Source organism: Sphingomonas sp. OTU376 (assembly GCF_038440415.1).
GTDB lineage: Bacteria > Pseudomonadota > Alphaproteobacteria > Sphingomonadales > Sphingomonadaceae > Sphingomonas > Sphingomonas kyeonggiensis_A.
On sequence record NZ_JASATQ010000006.1, the window covers coordinates 40,157 to 55,689 of the forward strand.

Sequence of the window (15,533 nt, forward strand, 5' to 3'; positions counted from 1 at the left end):
CACGATATCAGGTTGTTGCCCCCGCACGTGCGGCGGCGTCTCCTATTTTTCGATGCGCCGCTTCAGACCTTCAAGGCCGGTCACATAGATGCCCTCGAAATGGGCGATCGCCTCGGCCTCGCCGATCCCGACCGGGGTGAAGCTGCCCGACCAGCGCACCTTGCTGCGGGTCGCGGAGACCGGCTCCACCGCCATCTCGCCAACATAGCCGGTCACCGGATCCGGTGCCTCCAGGTGCCGATAGCGGAAATAGCGCGCTTCCTCGTCGAAATTCAGGAGGCGCTCGACGATGACGGCGCCGTTGATCGCCTCCAGCCTGCGAACGCGTCCGCCATCTTCCAGCCGGCTTGTCCGGATGAGGTCGAGCCACTCGGGAAGGCCGTCAAATCCGCCGACCACGGCCCAGACCCGGTCCGCGGGGGCATTGATTTCGATGCTCGCCGATGCGCTGGTCACAGTACTTCCTCCACCTTTGCCGGCAGCGGCGCATCGGCCGATACCAGGCCCTCCGCGCGCAGCGCGGCCCAGAAACTTCCCGGGATCGGCATAGCTGCAAGGTGCAAGTTGCTGGCGGCGCGTCCCGGGCGGCTGGCGCCGGGAATGACTGCCGACACGGCCGGATGTGCCAGGCTGAACTGGAGCGCTGCCGCGCGCAGATCGACCGCGTGGTGCCAGGCGAGCGCTTTCAGCCGATCGACCCGGGCCTGCACTTCCGGCGTCGCCTTTTGATATTCGTAATGCTCGCCCCCGGCGAGGATGCCTGAATTGAACGGCCCGCCGACGATGATGCCGACGCCGCGATCCAGCGCTGCCGGCATCAGCCGCTTCAGCGCGTCTTCATGGTCGAGGAGCGAATAGCGTCCCGCCAGCAGGAAGCCATCGGGGTCGCTGCGCTCCAGCGCGATCTCGCAAGGCTCGACGCGGTTGACGCCGAGGCCCCAGCCTTTGATGACGCCCTGGTCGCGCAGTTCGCCGAGGGCGACCGCTGCCCCTTCGAGCGCGGTCGTGAGCACGTCGCGCCAGGCCTCGCCGTGAAAGTCCTTCGCGGGATCGTGGATCCAGACATAGTCCAGACGGTCGGTGCGCAGGCGGCCAAGGCTGTCCTCGATGGCACGCAGGGCGCCGTCGCGCGAATAGTCATAGACGATGCGATTGGGCCGGCCGAATTCGAACAGGCCGCCCTTCTCGCCAAAGTCGTGCGCGCCCTCCTCCAGTTCGTCGAGCACGAGGCGGCCGACCTTGGTGCTGAGCAGGAAATCCTCGCGGGGATAGGCCTGGAGCGCCTCGCCGAGGCGCAGCTCGGAAAGGCCGGCGCCGTACATCGGCGCGGTATCGAAATAGCGGATGCCGGCGTCCCATGCGTCGGCAACGGTCGCCCGCGCCTCGTCATCGGGAATCGCGCGGAACATGTTGCCGAGCGGTGCGCCGCCAAAACCCATGCGGCCGGGAATGTTGATCGTCATTGTGGGAGAACCTTGCAATTATGGGGGAGCGGCGGCCGGACCTTCGGGGGGCAACGGCCCGGCCGCCATCCGGTCAGCGGATCGCGACCGGATTGATGTTGACCTGGGTCGAGCCGACATAGAGCGGCTGGCCAAGGACGAAGAGGAACTCGAACGCCTTGTCCCGAACGAGCGCACGGCTATCGATCAGCTCGAGATTGTAGATGCCGCGCTTGGCCAGCATGAACTGGTTGACCGGGAACTCCCGCCCGTCCTTCGCGGGATAGATCTCCGAGGCCCAGGTGTCGCCGCCAAAGGCGATGATGCCCTTGTCCGCGAGCCACTGGGCCGCTTCCATGCCGATGCCGGGCTCGACGCCAAGGAACTTCTCATTGTCCTTGCCGATCAGCTCGAGCCAACCGGTGTTGAAGAGCACGACATCGCCCTTCTGGATGGCGATGCCCTCCATCTTGAGGACCTTCTCGATGTCGGCGACGCTGAACTCGGTCTTCTCGGGAACCACCGGACCGCCATAGAGCGCGGTCATGTCGAGAACCACGCCGCGGGCGACCATCGGCGGCACCTTCTCGATGCCGAGCTTTTTCACGCCTTCGACGCTGACGAAGTCCTGCGCGCGGTTGCCGTTATAATAGACATTGTCGATGCCGATATGGCCGATACCGTTGAGCTGGGTGCCCACGCCCGTCCAGCCGACCACGAGTTCGTCGTTGAAGGTGAACTTGTTGACGCCGAGGCTCGAGCCGCCTGCCTCGTTCGGCTGCACGTTGGTCAGATGGAAGCTGCGGTGACGGAAGGCCGGGAGATTCTTGTCGATCGGCACACCCAGCGGATAGGTCTTGCCGGTCTTGACCAGCCTGGTCGCCTTGAGCACGGAGTCAGGCGTGATGAGATTGGCCGCCCCGATCTCGTCCTTGGGGCCGTAGGGCGACGGCGGCACCTCCTGAGGCGGCACTTCCTGTGCCCGGGCGGGGATCGACGCGGTAGCGAGTCCGATCGCCAGCAGGGTTCCAAAGTCGCGAAAACGCATGGGATATCTCCACAAAGAGAAAGAATGTCGTTCAGTAGGGTGGAGATAGAGCGGGGGACGGTGCGCGATAATTCGCTCGCTGCTCCCAGCTTTTGCGAACCGATTTCACAGCCCGGGCCTCCCGGGCCGAAACCGCTCGGTGCCGGAAAACTCAGCCCTGCCCGGACAGATCGCCGCTTGCGATCCTGCGCTCGACGGCATCGATCTCACCGAGGATGCGCACGACCCGGCGATAGAAATATTCGCTCTCGACCGTGAGCTCGTTGCGCCGCGTCGTCCTGACGAAAAGGGGCACCCCCAGGCGCGCTTCAAGACGGGCAATGGAGCGGCTGATGGCGGAGGGCGACAGGCCCAGCGCCTTGGCCGCCTCCGAGAAGCCGCCTTGCTCGACCACCGTGGTGAAGACCTTCAGCTCTGCGTATCGATTGACGCCGCGACCCGGCATGGCGCGTCCTTCCCTGAAGATCAGCGCAGGCCGGTAGCGCCAGCCACGGCCGACGCGACGAGATACAGATTGGCGAGGCAGATGATCGCGAACACCGCCCAAGCAGCGAGGCGCGTGGGCGCAGTGATCGCGTGGCGCCCCATATAGCGCTCCGACGCCGCGAAGCGGATCAGGGGAAAGACCGCGAAGGGTAGTTGAAACGACAATATCACCTGCGACAGGACGAGCAGGGTGCTGGCCGAGCCATCGCCGAGCAGGAGGACCCCTGTCAGGGCGAGCAGGATCGCCAGCACGCGTGTGAACAGCCATTGCTGCCAGGCAGGCGGGTTGTGGCGGAAGAAGCCATCGAAGATCGCCTGCCCCGCCATCGCGCCCGTGAGGGTCGAACTATGACCCGCGGCGAGAAGCGCGACCGCGAACAGACCGCCCGCTATCCCTGAGCCGGCGAGCGGTGTGAGGAGCCGGTGGGCTTCCTCGATGCCCGCACCGACCTCTCCGCGGGCGTGGAAGATCGAGGCGGCAACAGCCAGGATCGCCAAATTGAGGAAGGTTGCCAACCCGAGCGACACGATCGTGTCGAGCGTGCCGCTCCGGATTCGCTGGCGCCGCGACGCCGGCGTGCCGGCAACGAGCGTCGAATGCAGGTACAGGTTATGCGGCATGACCGTCGCACCCAGGATGCCGATGGCGAGATAGGCAGCGAAGGGATCGGCAAGCAGATCGCGCGACGGAAGGAGGCCCCTCGCGACCGATGCCGGATCGGGTCGCGCAAGGACCAGTTCGAGCACCAGGCAGATCGTGATTACGGCCACAAGCATGATCACGATCGCCGAGATGCCGGTCATGCCCCTCCCCTTCAGATTGAGGATGAGGAAGGCCGCAAGGGCGGTCAGCGCGACGCCGATCGCCAGGGGGAACCCGAAAAGGAGCTTGAAGCCGAGCGCTGCACCCAGAACCTCGGCGACATTGGTCGCCACGATGGCTGCGATGGCGAGAACACCGAAGGTGGCGCCGAGGCGGGGGCCAAAATGGTCGCGGGAAAGCTGTGCGAGGTCCCGGCCAGAAGCGACACCCAGTCGCATGGCCAGCGACTGCAGGAGCATCGCCGCGCCGCCGGCGAGAAGGACGACGAACAGCAATCCATAGCCCAGACGCGCTCCTGCCTCGATATCCGTCGCCCAGTTACCCGGGTCCATATATCCGACCGCGACAAGGAGGCCCGGCCCCATGAGCAGGGACCAGGGCCGGCGGAGCCGATTCCCGGCGGGAACATCGCCGCCCGTATCGGCGGTCCGAACCGGGGGCCGGCACTGGCCCCCGAGCGCGGTCGTGGTCATGGGACGCGCTTTCGAGTTAGCGGGACAGGCAGGCGAACAGGCTGGGCCGAGCCTTGCGGGCCGCAATGGATCCGGCGAGGAAGGCGACCAGCGCGCCAAGCGCCAGTCCACGCGCCGCCAGCCCGCCTGTCATGCTACCGAGCCCGAGCAAAGCGACTGCCGTTCCCTGGAGGAGGAACGGCAACCCCCAGTGCTCGGTGCGAAGGTCATAAGACGGACGATGGCCGGTCATGACGCTTCGCGCACCGACATCGGAGCGTCGACCCGCAGGCGCAGAACGTGGTAGGGCGGCTTGCTGTCATCGACGCCGCCATTGAGCACCGGCAGGCGGTGCAGCTGGTTGGCGGTAATGTAGAGCCAGCGGCCCTCCGCATCGAGCTCGACCCCGTCCGGCCAGCCGAGCCTGTCGCGATCCTGGGCGAGGACCGTATAGCCCTCGGGCGAGGCCTTGCCGATCGCGTAATTCTCGATATCGGTGACATAGACATTGCCGGCGGCATCGACATCGAAGCCATCGCAATGCGGCTTGGCGCACCAGTATTTCAGTGCAGGCGCGAGGACGGCGTCGTCGCATTCGTGTGCCAGCAGCGCGGCGTCGATGCGATGCACCGCACGCCCGGACAGCGCTCCGGTATAGACCCAGCGCCCGAGCGGATCGATCGCGATGGGATTGAACCCATAGCCATAGACCGCGCTCTCGCCATCGCCGAGCGGCCGGGCGAGCGGCCTGCCGTCGATGATCACCGGCTCGCCGCTCGGGCGCAGCGCCTCGTGATTTTCGAGCACGCGCCGCGCCAGCCCCGTCTTGAGGTCGACCACGATGATCGCCGGATAGTCGCTGAACCCTTCCTCGTTGAGGGTCATGTCGGCGATATAGATGCGCTGCCGGCGTGCATCGATCACGAAGTCCTGGGCGAAGGAGCTCGGACGCAGGACATTCTGCGGCAGGACGATGACACGGTGCAGTGCCTTTGCCCGGTCATCCCAGGCGACGAGCTTGGGCTGGTGCCCGCCATCGCCCAAATCGAGGATCCAGACGATATCGTCTGCGTCGGCGCGGATGCCGATGACTCCCGCCAGCCCCTGGCCGTCAGCCTGCGGCTTTCCCGCCCAGGCCGGATTGGGATAGGTGACATGGACGCCGTCGGGCCCGATCGCCCGGACGGCATAGTCGGGCTGGATGATCGCCGACATCGACACCAGCACCCGGCCATCGCGCAATACCGTCGGATTGCCGGGGCGTTCGGTCCCGAACAGCGCGAGCGTTTCGAGTTCGCCGGTCATTGGCGGGCCTGCACGAAGCTCGCGGGTGTGCCATCCTCGGGATTGACGAAGATGATGTCGCTCGGGTCGCGGCGCGGCGTGTCGACCGAAACCATGAACAGGGGATGCTCGAGGATCTCGGGCATGCCGTGGACGGTGAACTTCTTGAAGAAGAGCATCTCGCCCGGCCCGACCTCGAACGGCTCGCGGTCGCCCATGAAGAAGGTCGCGCGGCCGGACAGCACGATCAGATATTCGTCGCAGGTGGCGTGATAATGGGCGGGCGTCGGCTTGTAGACGCGAAAGACGCGCGCGCTCGCCTCGTCCTCGTCGGTCAGGCGCTGGTCGACGAGCAGCGTGTCGGCAGTCTCGGGGAAGGTCTTGACGATGGCGTCGAGGTCGAAGGCTGCGTGCGGCGCCGCCTCCACGAGCTTCTTGCGCCCGGGTTGCTCGCTCATCGGGGTATCTCCTGTCGGTCTGGAGGCCGGACGAACCGGCGTTGGACAGGAGATTTACGGGGGCGGCGAACGCCTGGGTATTGGCTGTCCGTTATCAGGATTTGAGAAGCGAAGGAACAGATAGCCGTTCAACCTAGCGGCGGCCCGCTATCCAGCGCCGCACCAGCTGGAACTCCGCGGCCGAGACAAGGGTGGCCACGATCGCGCCCAGCGCGACCTCGCAGAAGCGTGCAAGGCCCGTACCCCAGATGCCGGTATCGGGGGCCTGGCTCAGCAGGGTGATCGAGGCGGTCCACAGTCCCACCCGCCATTCCGGCCGAAACGAGACGATCGCGGCCGTCGCGCCCGTGACGAGCGCAAGGTTTACCACCGGGGAGAGCGCGAAGGGCCTGAGGACGATGCTGCCGAGGATCGCGAGCAGCGTGCCGACCACGGTTCCGAGTATTCGGCTGCGGCATTCCGCGAAGGTGTCGCCCCAGCTGTCGCGTGCGGTGATCAGGGCCGAGACCGGCGCCCAGAGCGGCTGCTGCAAGCCGAGGAGAAGCGCGAGGCTGTAGGCGATCGACGCCGACAGGGCGCTGCGGACGGCGCAGAGCGGCGCCGATGTCGCGCCCAGCCTGCGCAGGCGGTCAAGGTCCAGCGGGCGGCGCACGGATGGGATATCGGGCATTTTCACGGTGGCAGCGCTCTTGGCTAAGGGGCGACAGGATCGGATCGCCCCAGATAGGCAGGCCCGCGCGAATCCGTTTGCGAATTGGCTTCCAAAGACCTGGGCGCAGGCAATGCCTATCGGGCCGAGCCTGGATGGCCGCATATCCGCCGGCAAGAACCGTTGCCCAAAGCTCGAAAGGAGTTCCGACGATGCAAATAAGAGCGGCCGTCCTGCGGGAGATGAACCTTCCCCGGCCCTATGCGCAGAGCAAACCGATCACGATCGAGACGCTCGACCTGGCGCCGCCTGGCCCGGGTGAGGTGCTGGTCCGGATCGGCGCTGCGGGCCTGTGCCATTCGGATCTTTCGGTCATCAATGGCAACCGGCCCCGGCCGATGCCGATGGCGCTGGGGCACGAAGCGGCCGGCGTCGTCGAGCAGCTTGGCGCTGGCGTGTCCGATCTCGAGGTCGGCGACCATGTCGTCATGGTCTTCATGCCCAGCTGCGGGCACTGCATTCCCTGTGCCGAAGGCCGCCCTGCCCTTTGCGAGCCGGGCGCTGCCGCCAATGGTGCCGGCACGCTGATGGGTGGCGCCATCCGTCTCCACGACCATGGCCATGACGTCCATCACCATCTCGGCGTGTCGGCCTTTGCCGACCACGCGGTCGTCTCGCGCAATTCGCTGGTGAAGATCGACAAGGAGCTGCCGTTCGTCGAAGCGGCCCTGTTCGGCTGCGCGGTGCTGACCGGCGTCGGCGCGGTCGTCAACACCGCGCGTCTCCATACCGGCGCGACCGCGGTGATCATCGGTCTGGGCGGCGTGGGCCTCGCCGCGGTGATGGGTGCACATGCGGCCGGCGCGAGCCGCATCATCGCGGTCGATCTCAGCCCCGAGAAGCTGGCGCTGGCCGGCGAAGTCGGTGCGACCCATGTCGTCAACGCACGCGATCCTGATGCCGTCGAGCAGGTACGCGCGCTTACCAATGGCGGGGCGGACTATGCGTTCGAATTCGCCGGTGCCGTCCGGGCGCTCGACAATGCCGTCAAGATGACCCGCCGCGGCGGCACCACGGTGACCGCCGGCCTGCCGCCGCCCGACGCGACGCTTCCCGTCAATGTCGTCCAGCTGGTCGGCGAGGAGCGCTCGCTCAAGGGCAGCTATATCGGCACCTGCGTACCGGTGCGCGACATCCCGCGCTTCATCGAGCTCTACCGCGACGGCCGCCTGCCCGTGAACAAGCTGCTCAGCGCCCGGCTCAAGCTCGAGGACATCAACGAAGCCTTTGACCGGCTGGAGGACGGCAGCGCCGTTCGCCAGGTCGTCGAATTCTAAAGCAAGGACAAGATCATGGCCGATCAGGCTTTCATTTCGACACTCAAGGACCCCGCGCTGTTCCGCGAGGCCAATTATATCGACGGCGAATGGATCGAGGTCGGTGACGGACGCAGCATCGCCGTCACCAATCCGTCGACCGGCGCGGTCCTGGGGCATGTTCCCTCGCTCGGCGCCGAGGAGACGAAGCGCGCGATTGCGGCAGCGAAGAAAGCGCAGCCGGCATGGCGCGCGCTGACGGCGAAGGCGCGCGCGGTCAAGCTGCGCCGGCTGTTCGAGCTGATGATCGAGAACCAGGAGGATCTCGCCCGGATCATGACCGCCGAGCAAGGCAAGCCGATCGCCGAGAGCCGGAGCGAGATCGCCTATGCCGCGAGCTTCATCGAATGGTTCGCCGAAGAGGGCAAACGCGTCTATGGCGACACCATCCCGGAGCATCTGCCGGGCCGCCGCATCATCGTGCAGAAGGAACCGATCGGGGTTTTCGCCGCGATCACGCCGTGGAATTTCCCGGCGGCGATGATCACCCGCAAGGCCGGTCCCGGCTGGGCCGCGGGCTGTACCGGCATCCTGCGCCCGGCGAGCCAGACCCCCTTCTCTGCCATCGCGATCGGCGTCCTGGCGGAACGCGCCGGCCTTCCCGCCGGCGTGTGCAACGTCATCACCGGCCCGGGCAGCGCGATCGGCGGCGAGCTCACCTCGAGCCCGGACGTGCGCAAGCTGAGCTTCACCGGTTCGACCGAAGTCGGTGCGACCCTGCTCGCCCAGTGCGCACCGACGATTAAGAAGACGAGCATGGAGCTGGGTGGCAACGCGCCGTTCATCGTGTTCGACGACGCCGATCTCGACGCGGCCGTCCAAGGGGCGCTAGCGTCCAAATATCGCAATGCCGGCCAGACCTGCGTCTGCGCGAACCGGCTCCTCGTGCAGGACAGCGTCTATGACGCGTTCGCCGCCAAGCTGAAAGCGGCGGTCGAGAAGATGAAGGTCGGTGACGGCTTCGAGGATGGGGTCGTCATCGGTCCGCTGATCGACGAGGCGGCGGTCGAGAAGGCGGAAGACCATGTCGCCGACGCCGTCGCCCACGGCGCGAGCGTGATGATCGGCGGCGCGCGCCTGGCGCGCGGCGGGACCTTCTTCGCACCCACGATCCTCGCCGACGTGCCTCGTGACGCGAAGATTTTCCGCGAGGAGACGTTCGCGCCGGTCGCCCCTTTGTTCCGGTTCAAAACGGAAGCGGAAGCGATCGAGATGGCCAACGATACCGAGTTCGGTCTCGCCTCCTATTTCTACGCCCGGGATATCGGGCGCATCCTGCGGGTCGCCGAGGGCCTCGAATACGGTATCGTCGGCATCAACGAAGGGCTGATCTCGACCGAGGTCGCGCCGTTCGGCGGCATGAAGGCCTCGGGTCTCGGCCGTGAAGGGTCCAAATACGGGATCGAGGACTATCTCGAGATCAAGTATCTTTGCCTCGGCGGCATCGACGGCTGATCCCTTCTCGTTGGTATGGCGGCTCCGCGGGATGCCGCCATGCCAGTTCGCGTACTTCGATTGGCGTGGCCACGGCGGCGAGTGAATTTCGTGCTCCCCGCGCCCCCGTGCCACGACAGCTTATGGGCCGCTAGCCGCCAGTCCGCTTTTGGACTGCCACCACGCGATAGCTGCCGTTAGCGCGAGATATCCTCGAACGGCGGGAAACGACCAACTCATGCCATTCGTGGCTCTCAAACGGACGGCCGCTTTAAGCAGCGCTACCCCGTATCAGCTTAGTTTGATTAGACCAGCTTATCGCGACATGCACATTTAGCTGTCTAATCGCTAAGACGCCACCGCGCTAATCTCCGCCTGGAAGCAGGAGGACGGCCATGGCGCTATTCAGGTCTTTACTAGCCACTTTCGCGGTGACCGCGGCGCTGATGGGTTCGCCTGCCCATGACGCCGAGAGCAAGGCAGACCCCCTCATCATTGCCGAGCAAGGGAGTTTTGCGGCCGGCGGGACCGTTCAGAAGGCGCCCGGCACCTACGTAAACAACGCGCCGACCGCCCGGGGCCAGAGTTTCCACGGCGACCATCTCTACGCCTTCTATCAGGTCCCGGAGAAGCCGCGACGCTTGCCGATCATAATGCTTCACGGCGCCTACCAGTCGGGGCGCAGCTGGGAAACGACACCGGATGGGCGTGAGGGCTTCCAGACCCTGTTCCTGCGCCGACACTTCACGACCTATATTGTCGACCAACCCCGACGCGGCCGCGCGGGCAACAGCACCATTGCCGCGACCATCGAGCCCGTGCCCAACGATCAGCTGTTCTTCGACCAATTCCGCTTGGGCACCTGGCCGAATTTCTTCGATGGCGTCCAGTTCGATCGCGATCCCCAGGCGCTGGATCAGTTCTTCCGTGCGGTAACGCCGAACACCGGCCCCTATGATGCCAACGTCATTTCCTCCGCGATGAGTGCGCTGCTGGAAAGGACGGGCCCCGCGATCCTGTTCACGCATTCGCAGGGCGGCGAACCCGGATGGCTGACGGCGATCCACAGTCCCAACGTAAAGGCTGTTGTCGCCTTCGAGCCTGGCAGCGGCTTCGTGTTCCCGGAGGGCGAAGCGCCGGCAGACATGCCGAGCGCCGCAGGGACGCTGAAGGCTGTCGAAATCCCGGCGAGCGAGTTCGCCAGGCTTACCCGGATCCCGATCATCATCTACTATGGCGACAACATTCCGACAGAGCCTACTGCCGAGCGTGGCAAGGACAATTGGCGCGTGCGCCTCGCCATGGCCAAGCTTTGGGTCGCTGCCGTCAACCGGCATGGGGGCGATGCCCGACTGGTCCATCTCCCCGAGATCGGCATCCGCGGAAACACGCACTTCCTGATGTCCGACCTGAACAACCAGGCGGTCGCCGACCAGGTCTCGCGCTTTCTCGCCGAGAAGAACCTCGACTGAGCAGGAATACCGGAAATGTCCGAACCTCTTTCCCATCGCAGCAGGCGCGAGTTCCTCGAAACCTCCGCGCTGGTCCTCGCAACCGCATTGATAGGAGCACCCTCCATGAGCCAGGCGGCCACAGAGCCAACGGCAACACCGCTGGACTATCACGATAACCCCTTCACGCTGGTCTATGACGGTGCGCTCACGAAAAACGAGCCGGGCAAGGTCAATATCCATCCGTCCAGCTACAAGCTGCACGGGATCGACATCGTTGCGAACGTCTACACCCCGGCGGGATACGACCCGGCCCGGTCGTATGCGGCAATCGTGGTCGCGCATCCCAACGGCGGAGTGAAGGAGCAGACCGCCGGTCTCTATGCGCAGCATCTCGCAGAGCGCGGCTTCATCGCGATCACCATGGACGCTACGTATCAGGGCGGCAGCGGCGGCGCACCGCGCAGCGTCGACAAGCCGGCCTACCGCACCGAGGACATCCACGGCGCGGCAGACTTCATCTCCGGATTTCCGGGCGTCGATACCGCTCGCCTCGGGCTCTACGGCATCTGCGGCGGCGGCGGGTACTCGCTGGCCGCAGCCAAGACGGACAAGCGCTTCAAGGCGGTCGCGACGCTGAGCATGTTCAACTCGGGTCGCGTGCGCCGCAATGGCTTCCAGGATACGCAGATTGCGACGATCCAGGAGCGCCTCAAACAGGCATCCGCTGCGCGCGCCCAGGAAGCGAAAGGCGGTCTGGTGCTCTACTCGGGCGATGCTGACCTTACCGATGCCCAGATCGCGGCGCTGCCGTTCGATCTTTATCGTCAGGGTTACCATTATTACTGGCGCACCAACGCGCACCCGGGCTCGACCTTCAAATACACCACCAGCAGCCTGATGGACCTTATGCGCTGGGACGCGACGGACGAGATCGCGCTGATCGACGTACCGCTTCTGATGATCGCGGGCAGCGCGGCTGACACGCTCTACATGACCGAGGATGCCTTCCCCAAGGCAACAGGCACCAGGGACAAGGAATTCTTCAAGATCCCCGGGGCGCGGCACATCGAGACCTATTGGGTGCCCGAATATGTCGAGGCCGCCCTCGGCAAGCTGGTACCATTCTTCACGCGCACACTAGGTAGCTGAAGAGCGAGGCAAGCCGGGCACCCGGCGTTCCGGCCCTCGGCGTCGTCGCATTCTCACGAAGCATGGGATTTTCGCTATGAAGATGATCACACGCAGCCTGATCCTCATATCAGGCACTATGTTCGGCTCGGCGATGCCGGCTCTGGCACAGACTCAAACATCTAGTCCTGCTCCCGCCAGCCAGCCGTCGCGAGCACAGCAGCTGATGGGCGACATAGACCCCAAGCTGGCCCAACTGACCGACGAAGTCTTGTTCGGTGACGTGTGGGAAAGGCCGGGTCTGGCCAAGCGTGACCGCAGTCTCATCACCGTCGCCGCGCTGATCGCGCTCAATCGCCCCGAGCAGTTGCGATCGCACATGCAACTCGCGCGTACCAACGGGGTGACCGAGACCGAGATCGTGGAGGCCATAACCCAGCTTGCCTTCTATTCGGGCTGGCCCAATGCGATCAGCGCCGTGGGCGTCGCCCGCGAGGTCTTCCATCCCAAGGGCGAGGCCGAGTGATGCGCGGTGTCAATAAAGCGGCCCTGGCTATCGGAGCGGCCTGCCTGAGCATTCCTGCCACTGCGGGTGCGGACAACGCCAAGGAGCCCGGCGTTTCGGTAATTCGGGAAGGCTCCACTGAGAAATCGGTCGGCGCATCTGCCAATTTCACCGGAGCCGCAGAGGTGGAGGGCCGATTCCAACGGGAAACACCGGCGCGTATCGGCGGCGCGACCGTCACATTCGCGCCCGGCGCGCGTACCGCATGGCACACGCATCCGCTCGGCCAGACCCTCGTTGTTACGCGCGGTCACGGATATGTGCAGCAATGGGGCCAGCCCGCCGAGCGGTTCGGGCCGGGAGACGTCGTCTGGATCGGCCCTGGCATCAAGCACTGGCACGGCGCCGCGCCGGACGAAGCGATGACCCATGTCGCGTTGGCGGAGAGCCGCGGCGGCCAGTCCGTCGCTTGGGATGCGCTTGTCAGCGATGCCCAGTACGCAGAAGCGGTCCGCAATCAGCCACGATAGCGCAGGGTCTCGACAAACAGGGCGAACGCCGGCGATGTGTGGCGGCGACTGGGGTAATAGAGGTGGTAACCGGGAAAAGGTCCGCACCAGTCTTCCATCACGCGGATCAGCTGGCCGCGTTCGATGAACGGCAGCACCTGATCCTCCGGGAGATAGGCAAGGCCAAGGCCATCCAGGGCCGAATTGAGCCGCAGGCTGATATTGTTGAACACCAGCTGCCCCTCGATCCGGACATTGACCTCATGGCCGTCCTTATCGAGATCCCATGGGAAGATCCCGCCGTATGTCGGGAGCCGGATACCGATGCAGTTGTGCCCGGTCAGGTCCTGCGGCGAACGCGGCACGGGATAGCGAGCGAAATAGTCGGGCGACCCGACGACGGCCATGCGCAGGTCGGGGCCGATGCGCACCGCGATCATATCCTTGGCCACCTGGTCACCCAGGCGCACGCCGGCATCGAACCCTTGGGCGACGATATCGGTCAGGCCATAGTCGACGACGATTTCGACGCTGATGTCGGGATTGTCGGGCAGCAGCTTGCGGAGTGCCGGCTGCAGCACCGACACTGCGGGGTGCTCTCCGGCGTTGATGCGGATCGTACCCGAGGGCTTGTCCCGCAGCTGGCTGAGCGAGGCGAGCTCTTGCACGATCTCTTCAAAGCGTGGCGCTACGGTGTCGAACAGACGGTGTCCCGCCTCGGTCGGTGAAACGCTGCGGGTCGTGCGGGTGAGCAACCGCAGGCCCAGTCGCTCCTCAAGCCCCCGGATCGTCTGGCTCAGTGCCGATTGCGAAACACCCAGCTGCGCTGCGGCACGCGTGAAGCTGCGTTCGCGCGCCACCATCACGAACGCGGCGAGTTCGTTATAGTTTTCGCCTGCCATTGATTAGACCACCTTATGGCGACATGCCGATTATGGCGCCTAATCGCATTCCGGCGCCCGGGCTATATCCAATCCAACAATTTCCACGCGCCGCCTGTGCCCGATCGCCCGGCAGCCTGACGAGAGCTTCGGATAGACCTCGCGATGAGCCAACACTTTCACGTCCACAGCGAACCGCACAAGGGCGCCATATTGGCGATCATCCTGGTGAGCTACGTGATGATCGTCCTCGACATCTCGGTCGTGCTTACCGGCCTTCCCAGGATCCACGAACAACTCGGGTTCAGCGAGGCCAATCTCGCATGGGTCCAGAGCGCCTATACGCTGACGTTCGGGGGCTTCATGCTGCTGGGCGCGCGCGCCGGAGACATTCTCGGGCGACGGCGAATGTTCGTCACGGGCCTTGCCATCTTCACGCTGGCCTCGCTGGCGATCGGCGCATCGCCCTCCGCCACATGGATGCTGACATGGCGTGCGATCCAGGGCTTCGGCGCCGCCGTGCTGGCGCCTTCGACACTCGCACTATTGCAGACCAATTTCGCCGAGGGCCATGAACGCACCCGCGCGGTCTCCTACTATGCGGCAGCGGCAGGTGCCTCGGCCACGGTCGGGCTGGTTCTTGGCGGTGTTCTCGCCGAATGGGTGTCCTGGCGCGCAGGGTTCTACGTCAACCTGCCGGTCGGCATCGGGCTGATCCTCGCGGCCTATCGCTATATCGAGGAAACGCCGAGGCATACGGGTCGCTTCGACCTGCTCGGAGCGTTGACTTCGACGCTGGGCATCGGTGGCCTTGTCTTCGGCTTCATCCGGTCCGCGCAGAGCGGTTGGAGTGCCCCGGTCACGACCGCGTCCATTGCCGGAGCGATCGTGCTGATCGCCCTGTTCGTGATGATTGAGCGCCGTGCTGCCCAACCGATCCTGCCGCTTGACCTGTTCTCGAGCCGAGTGCGCTCGGGCGCCTATGCTGCGCGGGTGCTCTATCTTGGCGCGATGGTCGGGTTCTTCTTCTTCACGACCCTCTATCTGCAGAATGTGAAGGGCTATGGCCCGGCGCAGAGCGGCCTTGCCTTTATCCCGGCGACCATCCTCCATGTGCCGTTCGCCATCGCCGTGCCCCGGCTGGTCAAGACCTTCAGCGCCAACCGCCTGATGGTGGTCGGTATCGTCATCGGCATAGTGGGCATGGCGTGGCTCAGCTTTGCAAACGCCGGCTCGCCCTACCTCACCGCGGTCGCGCTGCCGATGCTGCTGATCGGCGTGAGCCAGGGGCTGACCCTGAGCCCGCTGACCTCCGCCGGCGTCGCCGGAGTAGCGCATGCGAATGCCGGCGCTGCGTCGGGAGCCGTCAACGTCGCGCATCAGATCGGCAGTTCGGTTGGCCTGAGCGTCCTTGTCGCGGTCGCCGGGATTGCGAGCGCGGGACTTCACGGTCAGCCCTTTGCCGTCGCGCGTATCCGCGCTGCTTTCGAAACCGGCACCCTGATGCTGGCGCTCGCCTTGCTGGTGGTGCTGACCATGATCGTGGTCGCCGACAATGCTCTGAAACCTGAACCCAATGGCGCTATTCGCGCTGCTTGAACGAG

General features: G+C 65.3%; 17 protein-coding genes. 7 read left to right on the forward strand and 10 right to left on the reverse strand.

What is annotated here, in order from left to right:
• Positions 1-42 precede the first annotated feature (42 nt).
• The 9 genes from AAHM44_RS04195 to AAHM44_RS04235 all read right to left on the reverse strand — a co-directional run bounded on the left by AAHM44_RS04195 (position 43) and on the right by AAHM44_RS04235 (position 6,663).
• Complete coding sequence (locus AAHM44_RS04195) at positions 43-456, reverse strand: SRPBCC family protein (RefSeq protein ID WP_342249138.1); 414 nt, start codon at positions 454-456, stop codon at positions 43-45.
• Positions 453-1,463: an aldo/keto reductase gene (locus AAHM44_RS04200; protein WP_342249139.1), complete on the reverse strand. Its 1,011-nt coding sequence runs from the start codon at positions 1,461-1,463 to the stop codon at positions 453-455. Before AAHM44_RS04200 ends, AAHM44_RS04195 begins: the two co-directional genes overlap by 4 nt.
• Positions 1,464-1,536: 73 nt before the next feature.
• A complete protein-coding gene (locus AAHM44_RS04205; RefSeq protein ID WP_342249140.1) occupies positions 1,537-2,490 on the reverse strand; it encodes a cyclase family protein in 954 nt (317 codons plus the stop codon).
• 151 nt (positions 2,491-2,641) lie between these two features.
• The gene (locus AAHM44_RS04210) at positions 2,642-2,935 is read right to left on the reverse strand and encodes a LysR family transcriptional regulator (RefSeq protein WP_342249141.1); all 294 of its coding nucleotides are present in this window, start codon (positions 2,933-2,935) and stop codon (positions 2,642-2,644) included.
• 20 nt (positions 2,936-2,955) lie between these two features.
• Entirely contained in the window at positions 2,956-4,272 is a 1,317-nt protein-coding gene (locus AAHM44_RS04215; protein ID WP_342249142.1) for an Nramp family divalent metal transporter, read from the reverse strand.
• Between the two features lie 16 nt (positions 4,273-4,288).
• Complete coding sequence (locus AAHM44_RS04220; protein ID WP_342249143.1) at positions 4,289-4,504, reverse strand: hypothetical protein; 216 nt, start codon at positions 4,502-4,504, stop codon at positions 4,289-4,291.
• A complete protein-coding gene (locus tag AAHM44_RS04225) occupies positions 4,501-5,556 on the reverse strand; it encodes an L-dopachrome tautomerase-related protein (RefSeq protein ID WP_342249144.1) in 1,056 nt (351 codons plus the stop codon). The genes AAHM44_RS04220 and AAHM44_RS04225 overlap by 4 nt, the downstream gene beginning before the upstream one ends.
• Complete coding sequence (locus tag AAHM44_RS04230) at positions 5,553-5,993, reverse strand: cupin domain-containing protein (RefSeq protein WP_342249145.1); 441 nt, start codon at positions 5,991-5,993, stop codon at positions 5,553-5,555. The genes AAHM44_RS04225 and AAHM44_RS04230 overlap by 4 nt, the downstream gene beginning before the upstream one ends.
• Positions 5,994-6,126: 133 nt before the next feature.
• Entirely contained in the window at positions 6,127-6,663 is a 537-nt protein-coding gene (locus tag AAHM44_RS04235; protein WP_342249146.1) for an FUSC family protein, read from the reverse strand.
• A gap of 221 nt (positions 6,664-6,884) precedes the next feature.
• Between AAHM44_RS04235 and AAHM44_RS04240 the strand changes: the two genes are divergently transcribed.
• The 6 genes from AAHM44_RS04240 to AAHM44_RS04265 all read left to right on the forward strand — a co-directional run bounded on the left by AAHM44_RS04240 (position 6,885) and on the right by AAHM44_RS04265 (position 13,069).
• The gene (locus tag AAHM44_RS04240) at positions 6,885-7,979 is read left to right on the forward strand and encodes a zinc-dependent alcohol dehydrogenase family protein (protein ID WP_342249147.1); all 1,095 of its coding nucleotides are present in this window, start codon (positions 6,885-6,887) and stop codon (positions 7,977-7,979) included.
• A 15-nt stretch (positions 7,980-7,994) separates the two neighbouring features.
• Positions 7,995-9,473, forward strand: coding sequence for an NADP-dependent succinate-semialdehyde dehydrogenase (gabD, locus tag AAHM44_RS04245; RefSeq protein WP_342249148.1), 1,479 nt, complete (start codon positions 7,995-7,997; stop codon positions 9,471-9,473).
• Between the two features lie 374 nt (positions 9,474-9,847).
• Positions 9,848-10,924: an alpha/beta hydrolase gene (locus AAHM44_RS04250; protein ID WP_342249149.1), complete on the forward strand. Its 1,077-nt coding sequence runs from the start codon at positions 9,848-9,850 to the stop codon at positions 10,922-10,924.
• Positions 10,925-11,029: 105 nt separating this feature from the next.
• Positions 11,030-12,055, forward strand: a complete 1,026-nt coding sequence (locus AAHM44_RS04255) for an alpha/beta hydrolase (protein ID WP_342249150.1) — start codon at positions 11,030-11,032, stop codon at positions 12,053-12,055.
• 76 nt (positions 12,056-12,131) lie between these two features.
• Positions 12,132-12,560: a carboxymuconolactone decarboxylase family protein gene (locus tag AAHM44_RS04260; RefSeq protein WP_342249151.1), complete on the forward strand. Its 429-nt coding sequence runs from the start codon at positions 12,132-12,134 to the stop codon at positions 12,558-12,560.
• Positions 12,560-13,069 carry a (R)-mandelonitrile lyase gene (locus AAHM44_RS04265; protein WP_342249152.1) on the forward strand — a complete coding sequence of 170 codons (510 nt, stop codon included), beginning with the start codon at positions 12,560-12,562 and terminating at the stop codon, positions 13,067-13,069. Before AAHM44_RS04260 ends, AAHM44_RS04265 begins: the two co-directional genes overlap by 1 nt.
• Here AAHM44_RS04265 and AAHM44_RS04270 read toward each other — a convergent pair.
• Entirely contained in the window at positions 13,057-13,950 is an 894-nt protein-coding gene (locus tag AAHM44_RS04270) for a LysR family transcriptional regulator (protein ID WP_342249153.1), read from the reverse strand. The two genes, AAHM44_RS04265 and AAHM44_RS04270, sit on opposite strands and share 13 nt — an antisense overlap.
• A 192-nt stretch (positions 13,951-14,142) precedes the next feature.
• Between AAHM44_RS04270 and AAHM44_RS04275 the strand changes: the two genes are divergently transcribed.
• Complete coding sequence (locus AAHM44_RS04275) at positions 14,143-15,528, forward strand: MFS transporter (RefSeq protein ID WP_342249154.1); 1,386 nt, start codon at positions 14,143-14,145, stop codon at positions 15,526-15,528.
• The last annotated feature ends 5 nt before the right edge of the window (positions 15,529-15,533 follow it).